The organism is Myceligenerans xiligouense, assembly GCF_003814695.1.
GTDB classification, from domain to species: domain Bacteria; phylum Actinomycetota; class Actinomycetes; order Actinomycetales; family Cellulomonadaceae; genus Myceligenerans; species Myceligenerans xiligouense.
In genome coordinates, this window is sequence record NZ_RKQZ01000001.1 from 857,794 (window position 1) to 883,789 (window position 25,996).

Genomic DNA, 25,996 nt, shown 5'->3' on the forward strand with positions numbered 1-25,996 from the left:
ATGACCGTCGCTGCCCCCACCGCCCACCAGTGGCGCGGTGTCATCCAGGAGTACGCCGACCGCCTCCCCGAGCACGTCACGAGCCACGTCGTGACGCTCGGTGAGGGCGGTACGCCGCTCATCCCCGCTCCGGCGATCGGTGACCGGGTGGGCGCCGAGGTGTACGTCAAGTTCGAGGGCATGAACCCGACCGGCTCGTTCAAGGACCGGGGGATGACCACGGCGATCTCGGCCGCGGCCGCCCGGGGGGCGAAGGCCGTCGTGTGCGCCTCCACGGGCAACACGTCCGCGTCGGCCGCCGCGTACGCCACGCGTGCCGGGATGACCTGTGCGGTGCTCGTGCCGGACGGCAAGATCGCGATGGGGAAGCTCAGCCAGGCCATCGCGCACGGCGCCCAGCTGCTCCAGGTGGACGGGAACTTCGACGACTGCCTGGTCGCGGCGCGGAAGCTGGCCGAGGCCTACCCGGTCGAGCTCGTGAACTCGGTGAACCCGGACCGGATCGAGGGGCAGAAGACAGCGGCGTTCGAGGTGGTCGACGCGCTCGGTGACGCGCCCGACATCCACGTCCTGCCGGTGGGGAACGCGGGGAACATCACGGCCTACTGGAAGGGCTACACCGAGTACGCGGACCCGGAGGCCGGGCCCGTGGGGGCGTCGCGCACCCCGGCCATGTGGGGTTTCCAGGCCGCCGGCGCCGCGCCGATCGTCAAGGGCCACCCGGTGGACCAGCCGGAGACGGTCGCCACGGCCATCCGGATCGGCAACCCTGCCTCCTGGCAGCAGGCGATCGACGCGCGGGACGCGTCCGGCGGCGTCATCGAGGCCGTGTCGGACGAGGAGATCCTCGCCGCCCACCGGATCCTGTCCGCCGAGGTCGGCGTCTTCGTGGAGCCCGCCTCCGCCGCGGGCGTCGCGGGCGTGCTGGCACGTGCCGAACGCGGGCTGGTGCCAGCCGGCGCGCGCGTCGTGATCACCGTGACCGGGCACGGACTCAAGGACCCGGGCTGGGCGCTGCGCACGGCCGACGGCGGCGAGGTCACGCCCACCAAGGTGGGCGCGGACGTCGTCGGCATCGCCACGGCGCTCGGGCTCGACTGAGGAAACGACGATCGGGCTCTGAGCTCTCGGCGAGCACCATCCCCCGGGAACGACGGACCGGAATGATCCAGAAGGCAGACCAGATGCAACTCGGTGCCGACCACGTGGTGGTCCGGGTGCCCGCGACGAGCGCCAATCTCGGCCCGGGGTACGACGCCCTGGGGCTCGCTCTCGCGGTCCACGACGAGGTCGAGGTGCGCCTCGTCGCGGCCGACGAGGTGATCGTCGACGTCGAGGGCGAGGGTGCGGGCGAGGTGCCCCTCGGGGAGGACCATCTCGTGGTGCGCGCCCTGCGCCGGACGCTGGATCTCGCGGGTGCCACGCCCACCGGGATCCATATGACGTGCCGCAACGTGATCCCGCACGGACGGGGCATGGGGTCGTCGTCGGCGGCCGTCGTCGCCGGGATCGTGGCGGCGCGTGCCCTGCTGGCCGACCCTCGCGCCATCGACGCGGCGACCGTCCTACGGCTCGCCACGGAGTTCGAGGGCCACCCCGACAACGCCGCACCGGCCATCGCCGGGGGCGCGACCGTGGCCTGGACGGGTGACGACGGGCCGCGCGCCGTCGACCTGGAGGTGGACCCGGCGATCGAGGCGACCGTCATCGTGCCCGAGGCGCGTCTGGAGACCTCGCGAGCCCGGGCCGCGCTGCCCGCGAGCGTCAGCCACGCCGACGCGGCCTTCACCGTGGGCCGTGCCGCGTTGCTCGTGGAGGCGCTGGCGCGGCGGCCCGAGCTGCTTCCGGAGGCGACCGAGGACCGGCTGCACCAGTCCTACCGGGGCGCGGTGCTGGGCGCGTCGAGCGAGCTCCTGCGTGCACTGCGCGCGGAAGGACTCGCCGCGACGATCTCCGGCGCGGGGCCCTCCGTGCTGGTCCTCGCGGCCGGCCGGGACGCCGCGCGGCGGGACGCCGTGCTCTCCTCGGTCGTGGACGAGGCCTCGGGCTGGCGCGTGCTGCGGCCGGGGATCGACACCGCGGGCGCGCGGGCGAGGAGACTTCCGGGTCATCCGGATGCGTTATCGTCCGTGCCGGCGACTCGGGAAAAAAGGGCCTGAGTTTCCGGATACCAAGCCTTGACGAGGTGGTAGGATGCAGTGAGCCTTTCGGGATTGAAAGCGGCATCATGTGAGTCATCACGCCGCGAACCCGTGAGCAAGGCCGAACCACCACCGCCCACACTGTGTTCGTGTGCGCGAGTTCGTTCGGCCGCCGCATCTCAGGCCGACAACTGCCCCCGTCAGCCGACGTCGTACCACTGATGCGAGGTTTTCAGCGCCCGTTTCTCAGCTGGGCGCACCGCCGATGTGGCCTCCCAGAAGAGCAGGCCGCAGTTCCGAGGGGGAAGGGTCCTTCGTGACAGACACCACCGATAACGCCAAGCCGGCAAGTGGCTCCTTGAGTGCCATGCGCCTGGCAGAGCTTCAGGCGCTCGCCTCCGAGCTCGGCGTCAAGGGCATCTCGAAGATGCGCAAGAGCGATCTCGTCGAGGCCATCCGAACCACCACTGGTGAGCCCGTCTCCGGCGGCGGCGCAGCGTCGCGTCGTCGGCCGGCGCAGAAGAAGACGAGCGCACCGCAGTCGGCCGAGCCCGCGGCTCCCGTCGCGGTTGCGGCGAACGCCCCCGTGACGACCGCCGTCGCACCCGCCACGGCGAGCGCGAACGCCGACGCCGACGGCCCGTCCAGCGCCGACCGCGCAGCACGCCTCGCGGAGCTCGCCGAGGCCGTCGCGCAGCCGCGTTCGCGGCGCGCGGCTCGTGATCAGGGCGCCCCCGCCGAGGAGAGCCAGCTGAACGGCGAGGCCGGTGCCCGCCAGGGTCAGGGCCGCCAGGGCAAGCAGGACCGCGGGGGTAACGCCCCCGCGCGGGACAGCGGCGGTCGGGACAGCGGCGGTGGCCGCGGCGACACCCGCCAGCGCGACACCCGCCAGCGCGACGCCGGCCCCCGCAACGACGGCCCGCGTGCCGACGGCAACCGGGACGACGAGCGCGGCTCGCGCCGCCGCCGGGGACGGGACCGTGGACGGGACCGCAAGCGCCGCGGCCGCGGCCAGGGTCCGGACATGGACCTGGAGAACGTCGAGGTGACCGAGACCGACGTGCTGCTGCCCGTGGCCGGCATCCTCGACATCCTGGACAACTACGCGTTCGTCCGGACGTCGGGCTACCTGGCCGGCCCCAACGACGTGTACGTGTCGCTGAACCAGGTGAAGAAGGCGGGCCTGCGCCGCGGTGACGCCATCACGGGCGCCGTGCGCCAGCCCCGCGAGGGCGAGGAGCCGCCGTCGGGCAAGAACGCGCGGAACAAGTTCAACGCGCTCGTCCAGCTCGACACGGTCAACGGCATGCCGCCGGACGAGGCGAGGAACCGCCCGGAGTTCGGCAACCTCACGCCGCTGTACCCCCAGGAGCGCCTGCGCCTGGAGAACCCCGAGGCCACGAAGCTCACGCCGCGCGTGATCGACATCGTCGCCCCGATCGGCAAGGGCCAGCGCGGTCTGATCGTCGCGCCGCCCAAGGCCGGCAAGACGCTGATGATGCAGCAGATCGCCAACTCGATCACCAAGAACAACCCCGAGGTCCACCTCATGGTGGTGCTCGTGGACGAGCGGCCGGAAGAGGTCACCGACTTCTCCCGGTCGGTGCAGGGTGAGGTCATCTCCTCGACGTTCGACCGCCACGCCTCGGACCACACGCTGGTCGCGGAACTCGCCATCGAGCGGGCGAAGCGCCTCGTGGAGCTGGGTCAGGACGTCGTCGTGCTGCTGGACGGGATCACCCGCCTGAGCCGCGCGTACAACCTCGCGGCCCCCGCTTCCGGGCGCATCCTGTCCGGTGGCGTGGACGCCGCCGCGCTGTACCCGCCCAAGAAGTTCTTCGGCGCCGCGCGCAACATCGAGAACGGCGGCTCGCTGACGATCCTCGCCACCGCCCTCGTCGAGACCGGCTCCAAGATGGACGAGGTCATCTTCGAGGAGTTCAAGGGCACCGGGAATATGGAGCTCCGGCTCTCGCGTTCCCTGGCCGAGAAGCGAATCTTCCCGGCGATCGACGTCAACGCGTCGAGCACCCGGCGTGAGGAGATCCTCATGTCGAAGGAAGAGCTCGCGATCGTCTACAAGCTGCGCCGTGTCATGGGCGCGCTCGACACGCAGCAGGCCACCGAACTGCTGCTGGGCAAGCTCAAGGAGCACCGGTCCAACATCGAGTTCCTCATGGAGGTGCAGAAGACGACCCCGGGCAAGCTGACCGACGAGCAGCCCGGTGAGACCGTCTAGTCACCGTCTGGCAGAATAGATCCTCGGCCTGCCGCTTCACGGCCCGCAGACAGCGGGGCGACCCGGCAGCCTCTGATCAAGGAGCATCCATGAAGTCTGGTATCCACCCCGAGTACGTCGTTACCGAGGTGACGTGCACCTGCGGGAACACGTTCGTGACCCGGAGCACCGAGACGTCCGGCAAGATCAACGCCGACGTGTGCAGCGCCTGCCACCCGTTCTACACGGGCAAGCAGAAGATCCTCGACACCGGTGGCCGCGTGGCCCGGTTCCAGGCGCGCTACGGCAAGAAGACCGCCAAGTAGCACCCTCGCAGCGCCGGCGGACCCGCACCGACAACCTCTCCAGGGGCAGTCGGACCGCGGGACCGCCGGCGCTGCTGCTCGTTCTGACGACGCGAAGCGACAAGGCCGAGGAGCCACACGATGACCGAGCAGTTCTCCGCCGTCGGGCCACTGCTCGAGGAGCATGCCGAGATCGAGCGGGCGCTCGCCGATCCCGGCGTGCACGCCGACCAGGGGCGCGCGCGGATCCTGGGACGGCGGTACGCCGAGCTCAACCAGGTGGTGTCGGCGCATCGAGCCTTCCAGCGGGCGCGGGAGGATCGCGAGACGGCCGAGGAGCTCGCCGCGCTCGAGGACGGCGGTGACACCGAGTACGCCGAGGCGCTCCCCGGACTCCGGGCGGCCGAGACGGACGCCGCCGAACGCCTGCGCCGCGTCCTGATCCCGCGTGACCCCGACGACGGCCGCGACGTCATCCTCGAGATCAAGGCCGGCGAGGGCGGCGACGAGTCCGCGCTGTTCGCCGGTGACCTGTTGCGCATGTACCTCCGCTTCGCCGAGCGCCGTGGATGGTCCACCCAGGTGCTCGACGAGAACCGCACCGAGCTCGGCGGCTACAAGGACGTGCAGGTGGCGGTCAAGGCGAAGGGCCTCGAGAACCCGGCCGACGGCGTCTGGGCCAACCTCAAGTACGAGGGCGGGGTGCACCGGGTGCAGCGCGTGCCGGTCACGGAGTCGCAGGGGCGCATCCACACGTCCGCCGCGGGCGTCCTGGTCTTCCCCGAGGTGGACGACCCGGGCGAGATCGAGATCGACCAGAACGACCTGCGCATCGACGTGTACCGGTCCTCCGGCCCCGGCGGTCAGTCGGTCAACACGACGGACTCGGCCGTCCGCATCACCCACGTACCCACCGGCATCGTCGTCTCCATGCAGAACGAGAAGTCGCAGCTGCAGAACCGCGAGGCGGCGATGCGCGTGCTGCGGGCCCGGCTGCTCGCCGCACAGCAGGAGGCCGCCGCCGCCGAGGCCGCGGACCTGCGCAGGTCCCAGATCCGCACCGTGGACCGGTCCGAGCGGATCCGGACGTACAACTTCCCGGAGAACCGGATCGCGGACCACCGCACGGGCTACAAGGCCTACAACCTGGACCACGTCCTGGACGGCGACCTGGAGCCGGTGGTCCGTTCCGCGATCGAGGCGGACGAGTCCGCCCGCCTGGCGGAGGCCGGAGGGGCATGAGTTTCCTGGCACGCCATGACGTTCCTCGCGCTCCCGGCGGGGAGGCGCGAGGAACCTCCCGCCGGACCGCCGCCGTCGCGGCCCGATGATCGTGGTCGAGGTGCCCAGGGACATCAACGGCCTGGTGCGGTGGGGTGCGCGGACACTGGCCGACGCCGGTGTGGGCTCCCCGCGCGTCGACGCCGAGCTGCTCCTCGCCCACGTCCTCGGCGTCGACGCCGGTGAGGTGCGCCGCCGGGTGATCCTCGGTACGCCGGTGCGCTACGACGCCCGGTCCCGCTTCGCGGACGTCGTCGCCCGCCGGGCCGCCCGCGAGCCGCTCCAGCACCTGACCGGCGTCGCCCCCTTCCGCCACCTGGAGCTCGCGGTCGGCCCCGGCGTCTTCGTTCCCCGGCCGGAGACCGAGCGGGTCGCCCAGCGGGCGATCGACGAAGCCCTCGGCGTCGTCCGCGCGCCGGAACCCCGTGGCCCGAGAAGCCCGGAGACCTCCGGTGAGGATGCCGACACCGGCACCCGCGGCTCGCGGCCCGTCGTCGTCGACCTCTGCACGGGATCCGGGGCGATCGCGCTCGCCGTCGCGACGGAGGTTCCCGGCAGCCGCGTGTACGCGGTGGAGCTCGACGCCGCCGCCCACGAGTGGGCGGCCCGCAACATCGGCGCCGTCGGTGCCGCCCACGGATCGGCGGAGCTCGTGCGCCTCGTCCGCGGCGACGCGCGCACCGCGCTCGGTGAGCTGGACGGCGGGGTCGACGTCGTCGTCTCCAATCCGCCGTACGTGCCACCCGGCGCCGTGCCGCGCGATGCCGAGGTGGCCGAGCACGACCCGGCCGTCGCGCTGTACGGGCTCGGCGCCGACGGTCTCGAGGTGCCGCGGGGGATCGTGGCCGCCGCCGCGCGCCTGCTGCGACCCGGCGGGTTGTTCGTCATGGAGCACGCCGAGGTGCAGGCCGCGGCGGCGCGCGCGATGGTGGACCGGACCGGCGCGTTCGAACCCGCGGTCACCGCCGAGGATCTCACCGGCCGCCCCCGCATGGTCGTGGCCCGCCGGACCTCTCGGGACGAATCCGCCTCCGGGTCGTGAAAGACTGAGACCCGTGACCGTACCTGTACGTCCCGCGCTCGACGCCACGGACCCGCAGACCTGGGGCCCGGCGATCGACGAGGCGGTCAACGCGATCTCGCGCGGCAGCCTCGTGGTGCTGCCCACCGACACCGTCTACGGCATCGCGGCCGACGCCTTCGACGCCACCGCCGTCTCCGCCCTCCTCGCGGCCAAGGGCCGCGGCCGCCAGATGCCACCGCCGGTGCTGATCGGCGACGTCGCCACGCTCGACGGGCTCGCCACCGAGGTGCCCGAGGAAGCGCGCGACCTCGCCGAGGCGTTCTGGCCCGGCGGTTTCACGATCATCCTGCGCTCCCAGCCGTCCCTGCAGTGGGATCTGGGGGAGACGCACGGCACGGTGGCGCTGCGCATGCCGGACCACCCGGTGGCGCTCGCGCTGCTGCGCCGCACGGGACCGCTCGCGGTGTCGAGTGCGAACCTGTCCGGCAGGCCCGCGGCGATCGACGTCCACGAGGCGGTCGAGCAGCTCGGCGACTCGGTGTCGGTCTATCTGGACGGCGGGGCGGCACCCGGCGGGACGGCCTCGACCATCGTCGACGCCACGGGCGAGCGGCTCCGCGTGGTGCGGTCCGGGGCCGTCGGGCCGGAGGCGTTGCGCGAGGTCGCGCCCGTGCTGGGCCTGGAGGAAGACGCGTGAGGGTGTACCTGCTGCTGATGCTCGTGGCCGCCGCGGTCACGTTCCTGACCACGCCTGCCGCGCGTTGGGTGGCGCTCCGGACCTCGGCCATCTCGGCCGTCCGCGCGCGTGACGTGCACTCGGTGCCGACGCCGCGGGCCGGGGGCCTGGCGATCATGCTCGGGATCGTCGTGGCGGTGCTGCTGGCCTCGCGGATGCCGTTCCTCGAGGGCGTGTTCGCCGACCGCCAGGTCCTCGGCATCGTGGGCGGTGCCCTCATCGTCTGCCTGCTCGGCTGGGCCGACGACGTCTGGGACCTGGACTGGGTGACCAAGCTCGCCGGCCAGGTCCTCGCCGCGGGTTTCATGGCGCTGAACGAGGTGCAGCTGGTCACCCTCCCCACGCCGGGCAGCCTGACGATCCCGTCGTCGCGCCTGTCGCTGATCGCCACGGTGCTCGTGGTCGTGATCGCGATGAACGCGGTGAACTTCGTGGACGGCCTGGACGGGCTGGCCGCGGGGATCATCGCCATCGGCGGGTCGGCCTTCTTCCTGTACACCTACCGGCTCACCGCCGAGGACACTCCGGACAACTACGCGTCGCTCGCCGCCCTCATGATGGCCGTGCTGGTGGGTGTCTGCGTCGGGTTCCTGCCGCACAACTTCTTCCCGTCCCGGATCTTCATGGGCGACTCCGGCTCGATGGTGCTCGGCCTGGTGATGGCCGGTGCCGCGATCACGGTGACCGGCAACGTCAAGCCCGACGTCATGACGGGCGCCGCCGCGATTCCCGCGCTGTTCCCGCTGCTGCTGCCCGTCGCGGTGATCATGCTGCCGCTGACCGACATGGCGATGGCCGTGGTGCGCCGGCTCGCCGCCGGCAAGTCGCCGATGGCGCCCGACCGCCTGCACCTGCACCACCGGATGCTCGCGCTCGGCCACTCGCACCGCCGCGCCGTGCTCATCCTGTACGTGTGGACGGCGGTGTTCGCGTTCAGCGCCGCCGCGCTCGTGCAGTGGGACTGGCGGATCGTGATGTCCTGCACGGCGGCGGCGGTCCTGCTGGCGCTCGTCGTGACGATGGGTCCGCTACGGCATCGCGGCCGTTTCCTGGACGACGACGCGGCGCTGCAACGCGCGGCGCAGGATCGATCGGCGGAGCCGGGCTCCGGACCGATGCCGCGGGTATCGGCGGCCTCGGCCCGGCAGGCCGACACGTCGCAGGCGGTGGCCACCGGGCGCACCGCGAAGAACGAGGAGAGCAATGTCTGAGATGCCTGACACCCACCAGTCCGAGCGCGCGGTACTGCGCACGGCCCTGCGCGACGGCGGCCTGCTGGTGGCGGGTCTCGCCGTGGCCGGCTCGGCGATCGGCTTCCTCGTGGCCGGGGCGGCCGGGGTGTGGGGCGCGCTCCTGGGCGCCGCCCTGGCGGCGTTCTTCTCGGGCGTGACCGTGTGGTCGATGGCGCAGACCATCGGCAAGCCGCCGGCGACGATGGGCGCCGTCGTGATGGGCAGCTGGCTCGGCAAGATGGTGGTGCTGGTGGTGGTGCTCGTCCTGCTGCGAGGGCAGGACTTCTACGACCGCGTCGTGCTGTTCGTGGTGCTCCTCATCGGCGCGGTCGGCTCCGCGCTCCTGGACTACCGCGCGGTGCGCGGGGGCCGGGTGCCCTACACCGATGCGTGAGGCGACGTGACATCTCATTGCGCAATTCGTCACAAGGGGCCTGCCGACTGCCTTCGAAGGCTCTGAAGGCGGCAAACATAGGTTAGGCTACTCGCGAATCCATGACGGCCAGGCCCGATGGTGCGCCCGTTCCGCCAGTCGGTGAATGCGCGCCGGGCCTCTGACCACCTGGGAGTCCTCCTGTCCACGTTAGCGACGTCCATGATCCTTGCCGCCGCAGAAGGCCACGAGGACGCGGGCGGCTTCCACACGCCGTCGTTGTCGGACTTCTTCCCGTCCGCCATCGCGTTCGGCGACACCATCTTCCAGATCGACCGGATCTGGATCATCCGTATCGTCGCGACGATCGTGCTGCTGACGGTGTTCGTCGTCGCCGCTCGCCGCGCGAAGATCGTCCCCGGCCGCTTCCAGGCGGCCGTCGAGTTCCTGCTCGACTTCGTGCGGGTGCAGATCGTCGAGGAGATCATGGGCAAGGAGCGCGCGAAGCGCTACGTGCCCATGCTGACCACGATCTTCTTCACGATCCTCGCCTTCAACCTCACCGGCGTCATCCCCGGCCTGAATCTCGCCGCCACCTCGCGGATCGGTGTGCCGCTGCTCCTGGCGCTCTGGGTGTTCGTGACGTACTGGTACGCCGGCATCCAGAAGCACGGCCTGGGCGGCTACCTCAAGGCGAACCTCTTCCCGCCCGGGGTGCCGTGGCCGATCTACTTCATCCTGACGCCGATCGAGCTGCTGCAGATCCTGGTGATCCGTCCGGGCTCCCTGATGGTCCGGCTCGTGGCCAACATGGTCGCCGGTCACATCATGCTGGTGCTCTGCTTCGCGGCGACGCAGTTCTTCCTGATCGACTCCGCGGGTACCGGGCTCATGGTCTTCGGTGCGCTGACGCTCCCGGCCGGCATCTTCGTGACGCTGTTCGAGGTCCTGGTCGGCTTCCTGCAGGCGTACATCTTCGCCCTGCTGGCCGCGGTCTACATCAACATGTCGCTCGAAGAGGAGCACTGACGGGCCGTCCCGGCCCGAGCCGTTCGTCGAACGACACCTGAACTCTTCAACTGAACCCATGGCGATGGGCGCACAGTGCGTCCGTACGCAACCACGCGACGTCGGACCGATCGGTCGCGGCGCCCAACGGAAGGAAGACGCAAGTGGACGTCACCACTCTCGCCGAGGTCACCGGTAACCTGAACGCGGTCGGCTACGGCCTCGCCGCCACCGGCCCGGGTATCGGTCTCGGTATCCTCATCGGCAAGACGATCGAGGGCATGGCTCGCCAGCCCGAGGTCGCCGGCCAGCTTCGCGCCACCATGTTCCTCGGTGTCGCGTTCGTCGAGGTGCTCGCCCTGCTCGGGCTCGTCGCCGGCTTCCTCTTCCCGGCCGCGTGATGGCGGCGCGCGCGAGCGCCGCCAACATCCTGGCGGCGACGGAAGAACCGGAAGGTATCGACCTGTTCCTGCCCGCCGGCTATGACCTCCTGTGGTCGGCGGTGGTGCTGGTCATCATCGCGGTCGCGTTCTACAGGTACGTGCTGCCCCCGATGAACAAGGTGCTCGACGAGCGCGCCGCACAGATCGAGGGCGGGATCAAGAAGGCCGAGGAGGCGCAGGCCCAGGCCGACAAGGCACTCGAGGAGCAGGAGCGCCTGCTCGCCGAGGCCCGCGCGGAGGCCGCGCAGGTGCGGGAGGAGTCCCGCGCCGAGGGGTCCGCGATCATCAAGGACCTCAAGGCCAAGGCGAACGACGAGGCGGCCCGGATCACCGAGACCGCCCACCGTCAGATCGAGGCGGAGCGCCAGGCGGCGGCGGTGTCGCTGCGGTCCGAGGTCGGCGCGCTGGCGACGGACCTCGCGTCCAAGATCGTCGGCGAGTCGCTCGAGGACTCCGCACGCCAGTCGCGCGTCGTGGACCGGTTCCTCGACGAGCTCGAGGCGACCGAGGCCGCGGTGCCTGCCGGAAGCTCCAAGGAGGCGTGATGCGGGGAACGAGCGGAGCATCGCTGGCGGCGGCGCAGGAGCGGTTCGAGCCGGTCCTGCGGGCCGCGGGTGCGGACGCCCTCACGCTCGGCGAGCAGTTGTTCGCCGTCGTCGAGGCGCTGGACGAGTCGGGCGCGCTGCGCCGCTCGCTCTCCGACCCGTCCCGCGCCGGCGAGGACAAGGCCGGCCTGGTGGCCGCGCTCCTGGGTCGTTTCGACGGACGCGTGACCGACCTGCTCTCCGGCATGGTGCGGTCTCGCTGGTCCAGCGAGAAGGACCTGGTGGACGGCATCGAACGGCTCGCGGTGGACGCGACGCTCGCCGCGGCCGAGTCGCGCGGCGTGCTGGAGACCGTCGAGGACGAGCTGTTCCGGGTGACCCGGGTGCTCGTCGGGCAGCGGGCGGCACGACAGGCCCTGTCGGACACCAGCACCGACGTCGCGCGCCGGCGCGCTCTGGTCGACGCGCTGCTCGGCGGCAAGGTCGACCCGGTGACGCAGGAGCTCGCGCAGCGGGCGACGACACACCCGCGCGGTCGCCGCTTCGTCGCGGCGCTCACCTGGTACGGCGAGGTCGCGGCGGAGCGCCGCCGGCGCCTCGTCGCCATGGTGACCTCGGCGACCGTGCTGACCAAGGCCCAGCAGGAGCGCCTCGGCGCGATCCTCGAGCGGTCCTACGGGCGTCCCGTGCAGCTGAACGTCACCGTCGACCCCGCGGTCGTCGGTGGCCTGCGCATCCAGGTCGGCGCCGACGTCGTCGACTCCACCGTCCTGTCGCGCCTTGCCGACGCGCAGCGTCGCCTGGCCGGCTGAGGTGAATCACGTGAGTACAACCCTTCCGCCGCGCCCGACCGCGGCACGACAGGAGAAGAGCAATGGCTGAGCTGACGATCCGGCCGGACGAGATCCGTGCCGCGCTGGACAGCTTCGTGAAGTCCTACGAGCCCGACGCCGCGGCGGCCGAGGAGGTGGGCCGCGTCGTCTTCGCCGCTGACGGCATCGCCCGTGTCGAGGGTCTGCCCGGCGCGATGGCCAACGAGCTGCTGCGTTTCGAGGACGGCACGCTCGGCCTCGCGCTGAACCTGGACGTCCGCGAGATCGGTGTGGTCATCCTGGGTGAGTTCACCGGCATCGAGGAGGGTCAGGAGGTCCGCCGCACGGGTGAGGTCCTCTCGGTCCCGGTGGGTGAGGGCTACCTCGGCCGCGTCGTGGACCCGCTGGGCAAGCCGATCGACGGTCTCGGCGAGATCGCGACGGACGGACGCCGTGCCCTGGAGCTGCAGGCGCCCGGCGTCATGCAGCGCAAGTCCGTGCACGAGCCGCTGCAGACCGGCATCAAGGCGATCGACTCGATGATCCCGATCGGCCGCGGCCAGCGCCAGTTGATCATCGGCGACCGCCAGACCGGCAAGACGGCGATCGCGGTCGACACGATCATCAACCAGAAGGCGAACTGGGAGTCGGGCGACCCGGAGAAGCAGGTGCGCTGCATCTACGTCGCCGTCGGTCAGAAGGGCTCCACCATCGCCTCCGTGCGGGGCGCGCTCGAGGAGGCCGGCGCGCTGGAGTACACGACGATCGTCGCGGCTCCGGCCTCGGACCCGGCGGGCTTCAAGTACCTCGCCCCGTACACCGGCTCGGCCATCGGCCAGCACTGGATGTACTCGGGCAAGCACGTGCTGGTCATCTTCGACGACCTGTCGAAGCAGGCCGAGGCCTACCGCGCCGTGTCGCTGCTTCTTCGCCGCCCGCCGGGCCGCGAGGCGTACCCCGGTGACGTCTTCTACCTCCACTCCCGCCTGCTGGAGCGTTGTGCCAAGCTCAGCGACGACCTGGGCGCGGGCTCGATGACCGGCCTGCCGATCATCGAGACCAAGGCGAACGACGTCTCGGCGTACATCCCGACCAACGTCATCTCCATCACGGACGGGCAGATCTTCCTCCAGTCCGACCTCTTCAACGCCGACCAGCGCCCGGCGGTCGACGTCGGTATCTCGGTCTCCCGAGTCGGCGGTGACGCCCAGGTCAAGGCGATGAAGAAGGTCTCCGGAACCCTGAAGCTGGAGCTGGCGCAGTACCGCTCGCTCGAGGCGTTCGCGATGTTCGCGTCCGACCTCGACGCGGCGTCCCGCGGCCAGCTGCGGCGCGGTGCGGCGCTCATGGAGCTGCTCAAGCAGCCCCAGTACTCGCCGTACCCGGTCGAGGACCAGGTCGCTTCCGTGTGGGCCGGTACCAAGGGCAAGCTGGACGACGTCCCGATCGAGGACATCAAGCGCTTCGAGGCGGAGATGCTGGACCACCTGCGCCGCAAGTCCGACGTCCTGCAGAAGATCGCCGAGACGGGCAAGTGGACCGACGAGACCGAGGCTGCCCTGCAGTCGGGTGTCGAGGAGTTCCGCAACGGCTTCGTCAAGAGCGACGGCGCTGCCCTGGTCGGTGGCGGCGACGGCGAGCCCGTCGACGTCGAGCAGGAGCAGATCGTCGTCTCGAAGAAGGCCTGAGACATGGCCGGAGGCTCCCAGCGCATCTACAAGGCGCGGATCAAGTCGACACAGTCCCTGAAGAAGATGTTCCGCGCTCAGGAGCTCATCGCGGCGTCGCGCATCGGCAAGGCCCGTGCGCGCACCGCCGCGGCGGCTCCCTACGCCACCGCCGTCACGCGTGCCGTGTCGGCCGTGGCGGCGCACGCGAGCATCGACCACCCGCTGACGACCGAGCGGAAGCAGCCCACGGGCCGCGCCGCGGTGTTCGTGGTGTCGTCGGACCGCGGTATGGCGGGGTCGTACTCGGCGTCGATCATCCGTGAGACCGAGCGCCTGATCGATCAGCTCCAGGCCGAGGGCAAGGAGGTCGAGCTGTACGCGGCCGGCCGCCGCGCCATCGCCTACTACTCGTTCCGTGGTCGCGACCTCGCGGGCGAGTGGTCGTACGGTTCGGACGCCCCGACGTCGGAGGTCTCGGACGAGATCGCCGACGCCCTCCTGGGCGCCTTCCTGGCGCCCGCCGAGGAGGGAGGCGTCGACGAGCTGCACGTGGTGTCCACGCAGTTCGTGAACATGGTGACGCAGCGCCCGCGCGTCGTGCGGATGCTGCCGCTCGAGATCGTCGAGGGCGTCAGCGTCCCCGGTGAGGGCGAGGCCATGCCGCTGTACGACTTCGAGCCGTCGCCGGAGGCAGTGCTCGACGCCCTGCTGCCCCGGTACGTGCGGTCCCGGATCTTCGCGGTCCTGCTCGACGCCGCGGCGTCCGAGCTGGCGGCGCGTCAGCGTGCCATGCACACGGCGACCGAGAACGCGGAAGACCTCATCCGCATGTACACGCGCCTGGCGAACCAGGCGCGGCAGGCCGACATCACCCAGGAGATCAGCGAGATCGTCTCGGGTGCCGACGCCCTGGCATCCGCCTGAACCTGACCCCCGCCGGAGGACCCTCCGGCCCACCGAAGCGAGGCAAGCAATGACCGCCACCACCGTGGAAGCCACGGTCGATCACACCAGCGGCGCCGGCACCGGCCGGGTCGCCCGTGTGACCGGCCCTGTCGTGGACATCGAGTTCCCCGAGGACGCGATCCCCGACATCTACAACGCGCTCACCACCGAGATCGACCTGGGCGAGAACTCCCTCACGCTCACGCTCGAGGTCGCCCAGCACCTCGGTGACTCGCTCGTGCGCGCCATCGCGCTGAAGCCGACCGACGGTCTCGTGCGCGGCGCGGCCGTGACCGACACCGGCGCGCCGATCAGCGTGCCCGTCGGTGACATCACCAAGGGCAAGGTCTTCAACGTCACCGGCGAGGTGCTCAACCTCGCCGAGGGCGAGAAGTTCGAGGTGACCGAGCGCTGGCCGATCCACCGCACCGCTCCGGCCTTCGACCAGCTCGAGTCCAAGACGCAGATGTTCGAGACGGGCATCAAGTCGATCGACCTCCTCACCCCGTACGTCCAGGGTGGGAAGATCGGTCTCTTCGGCGGCGCGGGCGTCGGCAAGACGGTCCTCATCCAGGAGATGATCCAGCGCGTGGCGCAGGACCACGGCGGTGTCTCCGTGTTCGCCGGCGTCGGCGAGCGCACCCGTGAGGGCAACGACCTCATCGCGGAGATGGAGGAGGCCGGCGTCTTCGACAAGACGGCTCTCGTGTTCGGGCAGATGGACGAGCCGCCGGGCACGCGCCTGCGCGTCGCCCTGTCCGCGCTGACCATGGCGGAGTACTTCCGCGACGTGCGCAAGCAGGACGTGCTGCTGTTCATCGACAACATCTTCCGCTTCACGCAGGCGGGTTCCGAGGTCTCCACGCTGCTCGGCCGCATGCCGTCCGCCGTGGGCTACCAGCCGAACCTCGCCGACGAGATGGGCCTGCTCCAGGAGCGCATCACCTCCACACGCGGTCACTCCATCACGTCGCTGCAGGCCATCTACGTGCCCGCGGACGACTACACGGACCCGGCGCCGGCCACCACGTTCGCCCACCTGGACGCGACGACGGAGCTCTCCCGTGAGATCGCGTCGAAGGGTCTGTACCCGGCGATCGACCCGCTGACCTCGACCTCACGTATCCTCGACCCGCGTTACGTCGGTCAGGAGCACTACGACGTGGCCACCGAGGTGAAGTCGATCCTGCAGCGCAACAAGGAGCTGCAGGACATCATCGCGATCCTCGGTGTGGACGAGCTCTCCGAGGAGGACAAGACGCTGGTCGCGCGTGCGCGCCGGATCCAGCAGTTCCTCTCGCAGAACACCTACATGGCCAAGAAGTTCACGGGCGTGGAGGGCTCGACGGTGCCGCTCGCGGAGACCATCGAGGCGTTCAAGAAGATCGCGGCCGGCGAGTTCGACCACGTCGCCGAGCAGGCGTTCTACAACATCGGTGGCCTCGAGGACCTCGAGCGCAACTGGGCGAAGATCCAGAAGGAGTACGGCGCCTGAGGCACCGTCCCCCGTACGGGGCGCCGCCGGGTCGAGTCCCGGCCCGGCGGCGCTCCGCCCGTACTATCGAGAGGGAGGCCCTGAGTGGTTGAGCTGAACGTGGACCTCGTGGCCACGGACCGCAAGGTCTGGTCCGGCAGGGCCAGGACGGTCGTCGCGCCGTCGGTGGAGGGCGAGATCGGCATCCTGGCGGACCACCAGCCGCTGCTCGCGGTGCTGCGTCCGGGCAAGGTCACCGTCCGCACGGACGAGGGCGTCGCGGTGGAGGCACAGGTCGACGGCGGGTTCGTCTCCGTGGACGAGAACCTGGTCACGATCGTCGTCGACGAGATCGAGCAGGTCTGAGGGAGGGGCCGTGCCGGGCGTCGTCTGGATCGCACTGGCGATCGTAGCCGCGATCGCACTGGTCCTCGGCGTGGGCGCGTCTCGCCTGCACACCCTGTCCCGCCGGGTCGGATCCTTTTCCTGCAACGCGCGTGCGGCCGGGCAGGACTCGTGGACCGCAGGGATCGCGCAGTACGCGGTCGGCCGTATCGAGTGGTGGCGCTGCTGGTCGCTCTCGCCCCGGCCGGCCCGTACCTGGTATCGCGAACGCCTCGAACTGGTCGGCCGCGAGGAGTTCGACGGCGACGGGCCGGTGCACTACCTCGTCCGGTGCCGTTACGACGGCCTGGACTTCGAGCTGGACCTGGATTCGGGTGACTACTTCGGCCTGGCCTCCTGGCTCGAAGCGGCTCCGCCGGGCCGCCGCGACCTGGTCCTGTAACCGTCTGAGGAGAATACTTGCGTCTCGTCGTCGCCGACTGCTCCGCCCGGTACACCGGACGGCTCACCGCTCACCTGCCCCTCGCGACGCGACTCATCGTGGTCAAGGCCGACGGGAGTGTGCTGCTGCACTCCGACGGCGGGTCCTACAAGCCGCTGAACTGGATGAGCCCTCCGTGCTCGATGACGGAGGCGGTTCCCGGGGCGGAAGCCGCGGAGCGGGGCGTCGCCCAGGTGTGGACGGTGCAGCACAAGAAGTCCGACGACCGCCTGGAGATCGACCTGCACACCGTGCACCACGACTCCGCCCACGATCTCGGCGTCGACCCCGGCCTGGTGAAGGACGGCGTCGAGGCGCACCTGCAGGAGCTGCTCGCGGAGCAGATCGGCCTGCTCGGCGAGGGCAGCACCCTGATCCGGCGCGAGTACATGACGGCGATCGGCCCGGTCGACATCCTGGCCCGCGACGCGCAGGGTGCCACGGTGGCGGTCGAGATCAAGCGACGCGGTGAGATCGACGGCGTCGAGCAGCTCACGCGCTACCTGGAGCTCCTGAACCGCGACCCGCTGCTCGCACCCGTCCGCGGCGTCTTCGCCGCGCAGGAGATCAAGCCGCAGGCGCGCGTGCTGGCGACGGATCGTGGCATGGTCTGCCTGACCTTGGACTACGACGCGATGCGCGGTGTCGATGATCCGGGGTCCCGCCTCTTCTGAGCGCGAAGAACTCCGTGCGCGGTGAGATCTTGCGGCAGGATGGGGGCATGCCGGAGAAGACTTCCATGGTGGTCCTGCGAGGCCGAGTGGTCCTGCCCGAGGCGATGATCGACGACGGCGTCGTGGCCGTCCGAGGAGATCGGCTGGCCTTCGTCGGGTCGGCCGCCCAGGCCCGCGACGCCGGCCTCGACGCGCAGCTCGGCCAGGTGCCGCCGTCGTACGACTACCTCCTTCCAGGGCTCGTCGACCTGCACAACCACGGCGGGGGCGGCGTCGGCTTCCCCGACGCGACGAGCGCCGACGAGGCGCTGCGCGCCGTCCTCGAGCACCGCACGCACGGGACGACGACGATGCTCGCCTCCCTCGTCACGGCGGACCCGGAGACCTTGACCGCGCGGGCGGCGATGCTCGCGGACCTCGCCGACGCGGGGGAGATCGCGGGCATCCACGCCGAGGGCCCGTTCCTGTCCCACGAGCGCCGCGGCGCGCACAACCCCGCCGACCTGCGCGAGGGCGATGCCGCACTGGTCCGCGACCTCGCGAAGGCCGCGCGGGGTCACCTGGCGACGATGACGGTGGCGCCCGAGGTGCCGGGCGTCGCGGGTCCGGGCGGCGCCGCGCCGGCGCTCATCGAGGCGGGCGCCATCCCGTCGCTCGGCCACACGGACGGGACGACGGAAGCCGCGGAGACACTGATCTCGCAGGTCACCGCGGGCCTGCGCCTGGCCGCGGAGGTGGCGGGGACGCTGGGCCACCGCGAGATGACGGCCACGCATCTCTTCAACGCCATGCGCCCGCTGCACCACCGCGCTCCGGGCCCGATCGCGGCCTGCTTCGCCGCGGCGGCCCGGGGTGACCTCGTGGTCGAGCTCGTCGCGGACGGCGTCCACCTCGATCCCGCGACGGTCCGTACGGTGTTCGGTACGGTCGGCGCGGGCCAGGTGGCGCTCGTCACGGACGCGATGGCGGCGGCCGGCATGCCGGACGGCTCCTACGACCTGGGCCCGATGTCGGTCACGGTGCGGGACGGTGTCGCCCGCCTCGCCGACCCGGCCGATCCGGACGGCGGCGCGATCGCCGGGGGAACGGCCCACCTCGTCGACGTCGTGCGCCGTACCGTCTCGGCGGGAGTTCCGCTGCTGGACGCGGTCCGGTCCGCGTCCGCGGTGCCGGCCCGGGTGCTCGGGCTGGACCGGGAGCTCGGCACCCTCGCCCGGGGGCTGCGCGCGGACGTCCTCGTGGCCGACGAGGAGCTGCGGCCCCGACGGGTCCTGCGCCGCGGCGTCGAGGTCCGGCGGTAGGCCCGCGCCCGGCGGCCGTCCACTCGCGCGCTCCGGGCAACACGCCGCTGTTACGGTGCGAGCCATGACGACACGCTTCCAGCCGGGCGGCACCGTGGTGCGCCGCGAGATCATGCGCGGCGAGCCGTGGATCGCGATCCCGCAGATCTGCGTGCACGACGACGGAGACCTGCTCGTCACGTACACGCCGGGCGGCTCCCCCTTCGGGTACCCGGGGTCGGGAGCCTTCCCCGTCGGCAGGCATCCGTGGATGCTGGCGGGCAGCACCCACTGGCGCGGTCACGGCCGCCTCGAACTGCACTGGACGGGCGTCGAGCACTCGGTCTTCCTGTTCTGGGCGGGTGACGGGCGCGAGTTCCAGGGCTGGTACTTCAACCTCGAGGACGCCCCACGGCGAACGCCGATCGGCTTCGACACCCTCGACCACGAACTCGACGTCTGGTGGGCGGCCGACGCGGAGACCTACGTGTTCAAGGACGTCGAGGAGTTCGAGGAGACGGGCCCCGCGCGCTACCCCGGCCGCATGGCGGAGATCCGCGCCGAGGCCGACCGCATCGCCGCGCGGCTGGACGCCGGCGACCACTGGTGGGACAAGTCCTGGGCCGACTGGGCCCCCGACCCGGCGTGGAGCCCGCGCACCCTCCCGGAGGGCTGGACGACGCTCCCGTTCGAGGCGCGCTGACGTCCGCCGCCGCGCTCAGCCCGCCCGCACCGTGAGCGCGGCCCGGAGCGGCGCCACGCCCGCCGACGGGCCGGCCGCCAGCTCGTAGGTCCCGGGCTGGACCCGCAGCCGTCCCGCCGCCTCGTCCCAGACCGCGAGCCGGTCCAGGTCCAGCGGCACCAGGACGTCGCGGGTCTCGCCCGGGGAGAGCCGCACCCGCTCGTGGCCCAGGAGCATCCGCCGCGGGGTCTCGACGGGCGCCCCGGGCAGGCCCCGCGAGTACACCTGGACCAGCTCCTCGGCCGGGCGGTCCGAGTCGTTGCGCACGGTCACCGTCGCCGCACGGCGCTCGCCGGCCGCGACGTCACCGGCCACGTCCCACCCCGTGTACGCGACGTCCGCGTACCCCAGCCCGTGCCCGAACCAGAACGCCGGCTCCTCGGCGAGCCACCGGTACGTCTGTCCCTGGGCCCGGACGTCGTAGTCGAACAGGTCGCCCGCCTGCTCACTCGTCGCGGGCCAGGTCTGCGCCAGGCGCCCCGAGGGTTCCCGGTCCCCGGCGAGCACGTCCACCAGGCCGTGTCCGAGCTCCTGGCCGGCATGGCAGGTCCACACCACGGCGCGCGCGTCGTCGTACGCCTCGTCGAGCACGTACGGGTACGACGACACCACCACCAGCACCGACGCCGCGTTCGTGTCCCGTGCTGCCCGCCACAGACCGCGCATCGGCCCGGGCAGCGGCAGCGACGGCCGGTCCTCCGTCTCACGCCCCAGCAGGTGCGGGTCGTTCCCGACGGCGACCAGCACGGCGTCGGCGCCGCTCGCCGCCCGGGCGACGTCGTCGGCCCCGGAGTAGAGCGTCTCCCACGCGAAGCGGGTGGCGTCCTCGGGCCGCGTGGCGTCGGCGACGAGCGCGCCGATGTCGCGCTGCACCCGTAGCCACCGCCCGCTGCCGACGTGCTGCAGCGCCCACGCACCGCCGACGTCGAGCCGCCGGAACGACTCCTGCACCACCCAGCCGCCCACCCGGTCCGCGTCGGCGGTCACGATCCACCGGGCGCCCGTCAGCAGCCGGCCCGACGCCGCCGACCGCAGCGTGAGCAGGCCCTCGCCCCAGTCGATCACGTCGAACCAGGTGTCGAAGGTCGCTTCGGCCGCCGCGGCGGCCCGGGCGGTCACGGTTCCGTCCTGGTCCACCGACACCCACGCGTCCGGGTCGAGGGCTCGCAGTGCCACGCGGTCCGCGCCCGTGGCCACGTCGACCCGCGCGTCCGGCCAGCGCTCGCGCACCGCGTCGGCGAGCGTCACCGCGTACGGCGGCGTCCCGGAGTACCAGTCCGTGAGCACCTGGTCGGCGTGCGGGCCGACCACGGCGATCCGCGGCGGCTCGGACGTTCCGGCGGCCGGTGGGATCGCCAGGGGGAGCAGCCGGTCGTTGCGCAGGACGACGACGGACCTCCCGGCGGCCTCGCGGGCGAGTGCGCGGTGCTCGGGCAGGTCGATCGCCTCGGGGCCGATCGCCTGGTACGGGTCGGCGCCCGCGAGCTGCGGGTCGTCGAACTCTCCGGTCCGGATCCGCAGCTCGAGGAGCCGAAGCGCCGCAGTGTCGACGTCGTCCCACGTCAGCATGCCCGCATCCAGCGCCGCACGCAGTCGCGCCAGCGTCACGCCGGCGTCCTGGTCGTTGTCCGTGAACGAGTCCACCCCGGCCCGCACCATCGCGGCGTGCCCGGCGGCGTGGTCCGGGAACGCCCGTTGCACCGTCACGAGGAAGGTCGGGGCGCCCGCGTCGGACACGACGGCGAGGGACCCCGGCGCGGCCGCACGCAGCTCCGCGATCAGGTCCCCGGCGACGTGCGCGGGCACCCCGTTCACCCGGTTGTACGACGGCATCACCGCCCCGGCCACGCCCGCCCGGACCGGCCCGAGGTAGCAGGGCAGCTCGTACTCGTGCAGGCTGCGCGGGTCCAGGTTCGACGACGTCGCCGAGCGATCCGTCTCGTTCCCGTACCCCAGGAAGTGCTTGAGGGTGGGCACCGTCTTCCACACCCGCTCGTCGTCGCCCCGCAGGCCCTCGCAGTACGACGTCGCCAGGGCCGCGACGAGCCACGGCTCCTCGCTGTACCCCTCCTCGCCGCGCCCCCAGGCGGGATGCCGCAGCGGGTTCACCACGGGGGCCCACACGTTGAGGCTCACCGCGCCGTCGGCGGCATGCTTCGCCCGCACCTCGGTGGACACGGCGTCACCGACCCGCCGGACCAGGCCGGCGTCCCAGGTGGCGCCCAGGCCCACGGGCTGGGGGAACACGGTCGCCGTGCCGAGCCAGGCCAGGCCGTGCAGGGCCTCGTTGCCGGTGTGGAACCCGGCGACGCCGAGCCGGTCGACCGGCGGCTGGTGCTGGTGCAGGAGGGCGAGGCGCTCGTCGGGCGTGAGCCGCCCGAGCAGGTCGCGGGCGCGATCGGGGAGGGGGGACCGGGGGTCACGGAACAGGGGCGAGGCAGGCACGACGTCGTGCTCCTTCCACTCGAATCGGTTCAACGGCGAGGATACCCGTAGGCATTGATATGTCACGCCTTTCTGCCCTATTGTCGGCGCTACGACTTGTTGAAGCGCTTCGACGAAGGTAGTCCGGGAAGCGGTTACCGACTACCGTCGTCGGGCGTCGGCCACAGTGCAGTGTGTCGCTCACGAAGGAGTGAATTCCATGTCCCAGAACCCCCTGGCCGCGGCGTCGACCGCCGTCGGCCCCGTGAATCGCCGGTCCTTCCTCGGCCTGGTCGCGCTGGGTGCGGGCGCCGTCGGCGTCCCGTCCCTGCTGACGGGCTGCACGACCGGCCCGGCAGGACCCGTCGAGGGCGGAGGCACCGTGAGCTCCGGCGTGCTGCCCACCTACGTCCCGATCGAGTACGTCACACCGGACTTCCCGAGCGTGAACGGCTCCACCGCGGGCTACGCGTCGATCCCGGAGGAGCTCGTCACCGCCTTCGAGACGCCGCCCGGCGCCGGCGGGACCTACACGGCCATGACGCCGCTGTGGAGCGCGATCCCGAAGATCGACGGCAACCCGTACTTCGAGGCCGTGGGTGCGGCGATGGGCGCGACGATCAACTTCCAGATCTCGGACGGCAACACCTACGGCGAGAAGCTCGCCGCCGTGCTGGCCTCGGAGAAGGACGTGCCGGACTGGGTCTGCGTGCCCACCTGGAACATCCCGCCGCGGTTCGGCCAGGCCGTCGACGCGCTCTTCGAGGACCTCACGCCGTACCTGTCCGGCGACAACATCACGAAGTACAAGAACCTGGCGAACATCCCCACGGACGCCTGGCGCTACTGCGTCTTCAACGACAAGCTCTACGGCCTGCCGTTCCCCGGCGAGCTGATCGCCAACGCGACCTTCCACCGGGCCGACATCTTCGCCGAGCTCGGCATCACGGAGCAGCCCCAGGACGCCGAGGAGTTCATCGAGCTCGCCAAGGAGCTGACCGACCCGGGCAGGAACCGCTGGGGCTCGGCCGACCAGTGGGTCGCGGCGAACATGATGTTCGCCGTGCCGCCCACGGGCAACTGGAAGCTCGCCGACGACGGCTCGCTGGTCAGCCGGATGGAGTCCGAGGAGTACCGTGCGGCGCTGGACTGGATGACCAGGCTGTACAAGTCGGGCGCGGTGCACCCCGACGCCGCGGCCGACAAGGCCGAGGAGATCAAGCCGCTGTTCGAGGCGGGCGAGATCGTGATCGCCACCGACGGCGTCGGCGGCTGGCACGAGTCGCTGGGCCGGGTGCTCCCCAGCAACCCGGACTTCGACCCCCAGCCCTTCGCCCCGATCGCCCACGACGGCGGCACCCCGCGCCTGTGGAAGGGCACGCCGGCGAACATCTTCTCCTTCCTCAAGAAGCGCGAGGACAAGGCCGAGATCGAGGAGCTGCTCGCCGTGGCCGACTTCCTCGCCTCGCCGTTCGGCACCGCCGAGTACCAGCTCATCAACTACGGCGTCGAGGGCGACCACTACACGCTGGACGGCGACGGCCTGCCGGTGCCTACCGAGGCGGCCGCGACCGAGGTGGCGCAGTCGTACATCTTCCTCGTGGACCCGCCCCTGGTGAACACGAAGGTGCAGTACCCGGGCTTCGTCGAGGCCTTCTGCACGTGGATGGCCGACGCGTCGCAGTACGTCGAGGAACCGCTGTTCTACGGCACGCAGATCACGGAGCCGCAGCGGTTCGCGTCGCTGAACACGCCGTTCGAGGACCTCGAGAAGGACATCGCGCGCGGTCGCAAGACCCTCGCCGACCTCGACGCGGCCATCGAGACCTGGCGGTCGTCCGGCGGTGACGAGCTGCGCGCCTTCTACCAGGACATCCTGGACAAGCAGTGAGCGTCGACGTCACGCCCCGCGGAACCTCGGGGACGACGGCGGACGGCGGGCGCGGATCGAGCAGGCCATCCGCTCCGCCGTCGTCGGGCCCGCCGAGACGCCGGAAGGTCACCCTCGCCGCGCGGCTGCGCCGTGACGGGGCCCTGCTGCTCATGGTGCTGCCGGCGGTGGCCCTGCTGGCGGTGTTCGCGTACGTGCCGATGCTCGGCAACGTCATCGCCTGGCAGGACTACTCGCCGTACACGGGCTTCGTGAACAGCCCGTTCGTGGGCTGGTGGAACTTCGAGCGGGTGTTCACCAACCCGCTGTTCCTCGACGCGGTGGTGAACACGCTGATCATCTCCGCGTTCCAGATCGTGCTGTTCTTCCCGGTCCCGATCGTGCTGGCCCTGCTGCTGCACAGCGTGCTGTCGCCGGCGGTGCGGACCACGATCCAGTCGATCGTGTACCTGCCGCACTTCTTCTCCTGGGTGATCGTCGTGACGATCTTCCAGCAGATCTTCGGCGGCGCGGGATACGTCGCGGGCCGGATGCGCGAGGCGGGATACACCGGGTTCGACCTCATGACGAACCCCGACACCTTCTACCTGCTCATCACGGCGCAGGTGGTCTGGAAGGATGCCGGGTGGGGGATCATCATCTTCCTCGCGGCGCTCAGCACGGTGAACCCGAACCTGTACGAGGCGGCGGTGGTCGACGGCGCGGGCCGGTGGCGTCGCATGTGGCACGTGACCCTGCCCGCGCTGCGGCCGGTGATCGTGCTGCTGCTCATCCTGCGCCTCGGCGACTCGCTGACGGTCGGGTTCGAGCAGCTCATCCTGCAGCGCAACGCGGTGGGTGTGGGCGTGTCCGAGGTGCTCGACACGTTCGTGTACTACCAGGGTGTCGTCAACGGCGACTGGGCGTTCGCGGCGGCGGCGGGCCTGGTCAAGGGCATCGTGTCACTGGTCCTGGTGCTGGCCGCCAACCGGGTGGCGCACGTCTTCGGGGAATCGGGGGTGTATCAGCGTGCTGAGCGCTAGTTCGTACCGGAAGTTCGTCCGGGGCAGGAACCGGCCCGTCTGGGAGGAGGACCCGAACCCGGCGGGGCTCGTGGTCAAGGCGCTGGTGCTGGTGGCGATCGTGGCGGCCGTGCTCTTCCCGCTGTACACCATCGTGCTCACGAGCCTGTCCTCGCAGGCGGACGTCACGCGCGCCGGCGGGCTGGTGACGGTGCCCGGGACCCTGTCCCTGGCCGCGTACGAGCAGATCCTGTCCGGGGGGATCGTCACGCGGGCGACGCTCGTGTCGATCGGGGTGACGACGGTCGGCACGCTGTTGTCGACGGTCGTGTCGGTCCTCGCGGCCTACGGGATGAGCCGGCCGGGATCGCTGTGGCACCGGCCGATCCTGTTCGTCTTCCTCATCACGATGTTCTTCGGCGCGGGGATGATCCCCACGTACCTGCTGGTGAGCAACCTCGGGCTGATCGACTCGTACTGGTCGCTGATCCTCCCGACGGCCATCTCGGCGTTCAACGTGCTGATCCTGCGGTCGTTCTTCATGGGGATCGACCGCGAGATCCTCGACGCCGCGCGGGTCGACGGGGCGAGCGACTGGCTGGTCCTGGGGCGGATCGTGCTGCCGATGTCGAAGGCGGCGGTCGCCGTCGTCGCCCTGTTCTACGGGGTGGGGTACTGGAACGCGTTCTTCAACGCGATGCTGTACATCAACGACAACGCCAAGTGGCCGCTGCAGCTCGTGCTGCGCTCCTACGTGCTGCAGGGGGTGACGCTGCCCGGCAGCGGGACCGGGCAGGTGGACGTGGACGACGGCGCCGTGACCGGCCTGCCCGTGAAGATGGCCGTGCTGGTGCTGGCGGTGATCCCCGTGCTGCTCGTCTACCCGTTCGTGCAGCGGCACTTCACGAAGGGAGTGATCCTGGGCGCGATCAAGGGGTAGGTGGCGGCGTG

At 71.3% G+C, this 25,996-nt stretch carries 25 protein-coding genes; 24 read left to right on the plus strand and 1 reads right to left on the minus strand.

What is annotated here, in order from left to right:
* From thrC to EDD34_RS03730, 21 genes are all read left to right on the plus strand, one after another.
* Entirely contained in the window at nucleotides 1–1,101 is a 1,101-nt protein-coding gene (gene thrC / locus EDD34_RS03630) for a threonine synthase (protein ID WP_123813362.1), read from the plus strand.
* A gap of 83 nt (nucleotides 1,102–1,184) precedes the next feature.
* Entirely contained in the window at nucleotides 1,185–2,159 is a 975-nt protein-coding gene (gene thrB, locus EDD34_RS03635; protein WP_123816299.1) for a homoserine kinase, read from the plus strand.
* Between the two features lie 298 nt (nucleotides 2,160–2,457).
* Nucleotides 2,458–4,380 (plus strand): transcription termination factor Rho, encoded by a 1,923-nt coding sequence (gene rho / locus EDD34_RS03640; protein ID WP_246012168.1) that lies wholly within the window; start codon nucleotides 2,458–2,460, stop codon nucleotides 4,378–4,380.
* An 89-nt stretch (nucleotides 4,381–4,469) separates the two neighbouring features.
* On the plus strand, nucleotides 4,470–4,685 hold the full coding sequence (gene rpmE, locus EDD34_RS03645; protein ID WP_123813364.1) for a 50S ribosomal protein L31: 216 nt from the start codon (nucleotides 4,470–4,472) through the stop codon (nucleotides 4,683–4,685).
* Nucleotides 4,686–4,805: 120 nt separating this feature from the next.
* Nucleotides 4,806–5,906, plus strand: a complete 1,101-nt coding sequence (prfA, locus tag EDD34_RS03650) for a peptide chain release factor 1 (RefSeq protein WP_123813365.1) — start codon at nucleotides 4,806–4,808, stop codon at nucleotides 5,904–5,906.
* A gap of 85 nt (nucleotides 5,907–5,991) precedes the next feature.
* The gene (gene prmC, locus EDD34_RS03655; RefSeq protein ID WP_123813366.1) at nucleotides 5,992–6,987 is read left to right on the plus strand and encodes a peptide chain release factor N(5)-glutamine methyltransferase; all 996 of its coding nucleotides are present in this window, start codon (nucleotides 5,992–5,994) and stop codon (nucleotides 6,985–6,987) included.
* 13 nt (nucleotides 6,988–7,000) lie between these two features.
* A complete protein-coding gene (locus EDD34_RS03660) occupies nucleotides 7,001–7,666 on the plus strand; it encodes an L-threonylcarbamoyladenylate synthase (protein ID WP_123813367.1) in 666 nt (221 codons plus the stop codon).
* Nucleotides 7,663–8,916: an MraY family glycosyltransferase gene (locus EDD34_RS03665; RefSeq protein ID WP_123813368.1), complete on the plus strand. Its 1,254-nt coding sequence runs from the start codon at nucleotides 7,663–7,665 to the stop codon at nucleotides 8,914–8,916. The genes EDD34_RS03660 and EDD34_RS03665 overlap by 4 nt, the downstream gene beginning before the upstream one ends.
* Nucleotides 8,909–9,331, plus strand: coding sequence for a Cg1360 family ATP-synthase-associated protein (locus EDD34_RS03670; protein WP_123813369.1), 423 nt, complete (start codon nucleotides 8,909–8,911; stop codon nucleotides 9,329–9,331). The genes EDD34_RS03665 and EDD34_RS03670 overlap by 8 nt, the downstream gene beginning before the upstream one ends.
* A 201-nt stretch (nucleotides 9,332–9,532) precedes the next feature.
* Nucleotides 9,533–10,339: a F0F1 ATP synthase subunit A gene (atpB, locus tag EDD34_RS03675; protein ID WP_123813370.1), complete on the plus strand. Its 807-nt coding sequence runs from the start codon at nucleotides 9,533–9,535 to the stop codon at nucleotides 10,337–10,339.
* 143 nt (nucleotides 10,340–10,482) lie between these two features.
* Nucleotides 10,483–10,719 (plus strand): ATP synthase F0 subunit C, encoded by a 237-nt coding sequence (locus tag EDD34_RS03680; RefSeq protein ID WP_119142629.1) that lies wholly within the window; start codon nucleotides 10,483–10,485, stop codon nucleotides 10,717–10,719.
* Nucleotides 10,719–11,306, plus strand: coding sequence for a F0F1 ATP synthase subunit B (locus EDD34_RS03685; RefSeq protein ID WP_123813371.1), 588 nt, complete (start codon nucleotides 10,719–10,721; stop codon nucleotides 11,304–11,306). Before EDD34_RS03680 ends, EDD34_RS03685 begins: the two co-directional genes overlap by 1 nt.
* Nucleotides 11,306–12,118, plus strand: coding sequence for a F0F1 ATP synthase subunit delta (locus EDD34_RS03690; RefSeq protein ID WP_123813372.1), 813 nt, complete (start codon nucleotides 11,306–11,308; stop codon nucleotides 12,116–12,118). Before EDD34_RS03685 ends, EDD34_RS03690 begins: the two co-directional genes overlap by 1 nt.
* Before the next feature lie 62 nt (nucleotides 12,119–12,180).
* Entirely contained in the window at nucleotides 12,181–13,806 is a 1,626-nt protein-coding gene (gene atpA, locus EDD34_RS03695; RefSeq protein WP_123813373.1) for a F0F1 ATP synthase subunit alpha, read from the plus strand.
* Nucleotides 13,807–13,809: 3 nt separating this feature from the next.
* The gene (locus tag EDD34_RS03700; protein ID WP_123813374.1) at nucleotides 13,810–14,712 is read left to right on the plus strand and encodes a F0F1 ATP synthase subunit gamma; all 903 of its coding nucleotides are present in this window, start codon (nucleotides 13,810–13,812) and stop codon (nucleotides 14,710–14,712) included.
* 49 nt (nucleotides 14,713–14,761) lie between these two features.
* Entirely contained in the window at nucleotides 14,762–16,228 is a 1,467-nt protein-coding gene (gene atpD, locus EDD34_RS03705) for a F0F1 ATP synthase subunit beta (RefSeq protein ID WP_123813375.1), read from the plus strand.
* A gap of 84 nt (nucleotides 16,229–16,312) precedes the next feature.
* Entirely contained in the window at nucleotides 16,313–16,573 is a 261-nt protein-coding gene (locus tag EDD34_RS03710; protein ID WP_123813376.1) for a F0F1 ATP synthase subunit epsilon, read from the plus strand.
* A 10-nt stretch (nucleotides 16,574–16,583) separates the two neighbouring features.
* Nucleotides 16,584–16,994: a DUF2550 domain-containing protein gene (locus EDD34_RS03715; RefSeq protein WP_123813377.1), complete on the plus strand. Its 411-nt coding sequence runs from the start codon at nucleotides 16,584–16,586 to the stop codon at nucleotides 16,992–16,994.
* Nucleotides 16,995–17,011: 17 nt separating this feature from the next.
* Nucleotides 17,012–17,707 carry an endonuclease NucS gene (gene nucS, locus EDD34_RS03720; RefSeq protein WP_123813378.1) on the plus strand — a complete coding sequence of 232 codons (696 nt, stop codon included), beginning with the start codon at nucleotides 17,012–17,014 and terminating at the stop codon, nucleotides 17,705–17,707.
* Between the two features lie 47 nt (nucleotides 17,708–17,754).
* Nucleotides 17,755–19,008: an N-acetylglucosamine-6-phosphate deacetylase gene (locus tag EDD34_RS03725; protein WP_123813379.1), complete on the plus strand. Its 1,254-nt coding sequence runs from the start codon at nucleotides 17,755–17,757 to the stop codon at nucleotides 19,006–19,008.
* Between the two features lie 64 nt (nucleotides 19,009–19,072).
* Nucleotides 19,073–19,690 (plus strand): ribonuclease FAU-1 family protein, encoded by a 618-nt coding sequence (locus EDD34_RS03730; RefSeq protein ID WP_170176961.1) that lies wholly within the window; start codon nucleotides 19,073–19,075, stop codon nucleotides 19,688–19,690.
* Nucleotides 19,691–19,705: 15 nt separating this feature from the next.
* On the opposite strand, the gene EDD34_RS03735 is transcribed toward EDD34_RS03730, so the two are convergent.
* Nucleotides 19,706–22,207, minus strand: coding sequence for a glycoside hydrolase family 3 C-terminal domain-containing protein (locus EDD34_RS03735; protein ID WP_211341478.1), 2,502 nt, complete (start codon nucleotides 22,205–22,207; stop codon nucleotides 19,706–19,708).
* 166 nt (nucleotides 22,208–22,373) lie between these two features.
* On the opposite strand from EDD34_RS03735, the gene EDD34_RS03740 reads away from it, so the two are divergent.
* From EDD34_RS03740 to EDD34_RS03750, 3 genes are read left to right on the plus strand one after another with little or no spacing between them, the layout of a single operon-like run.
* On the plus strand, nucleotides 22,374–24,044 hold the full coding sequence (locus EDD34_RS03740) for an extracellular solute-binding protein (protein ID WP_123813380.1): 1,671 nt from the start codon (nucleotides 22,374–22,376) through the stop codon (nucleotides 24,042–24,044).
* Nucleotides 24,041–25,066 carry an ABC transporter permease gene (locus EDD34_RS03745; RefSeq protein WP_123813381.1) on the plus strand — a complete coding sequence of 342 codons (1,026 nt, stop codon included), beginning with the start codon at nucleotides 24,041–24,043 and terminating at the stop codon, nucleotides 25,064–25,066. Before EDD34_RS03740 ends, EDD34_RS03745 begins: the two co-directional genes overlap by 4 nt.
* Nucleotides 25,053–25,985 carry a carbohydrate ABC transporter permease gene (locus EDD34_RS03750; RefSeq protein ID WP_246012170.1) on the plus strand — a complete coding sequence of 311 codons (933 nt, stop codon included), beginning with the start codon at nucleotides 25,053–25,055 and terminating at the stop codon, nucleotides 25,983–25,985. The genes EDD34_RS03745 and EDD34_RS03750 overlap by 14 nt, the downstream gene beginning before the upstream one ends.
* The last annotated feature ends 11 nt before the right edge of the window (nucleotides 25,986–25,996 follow it).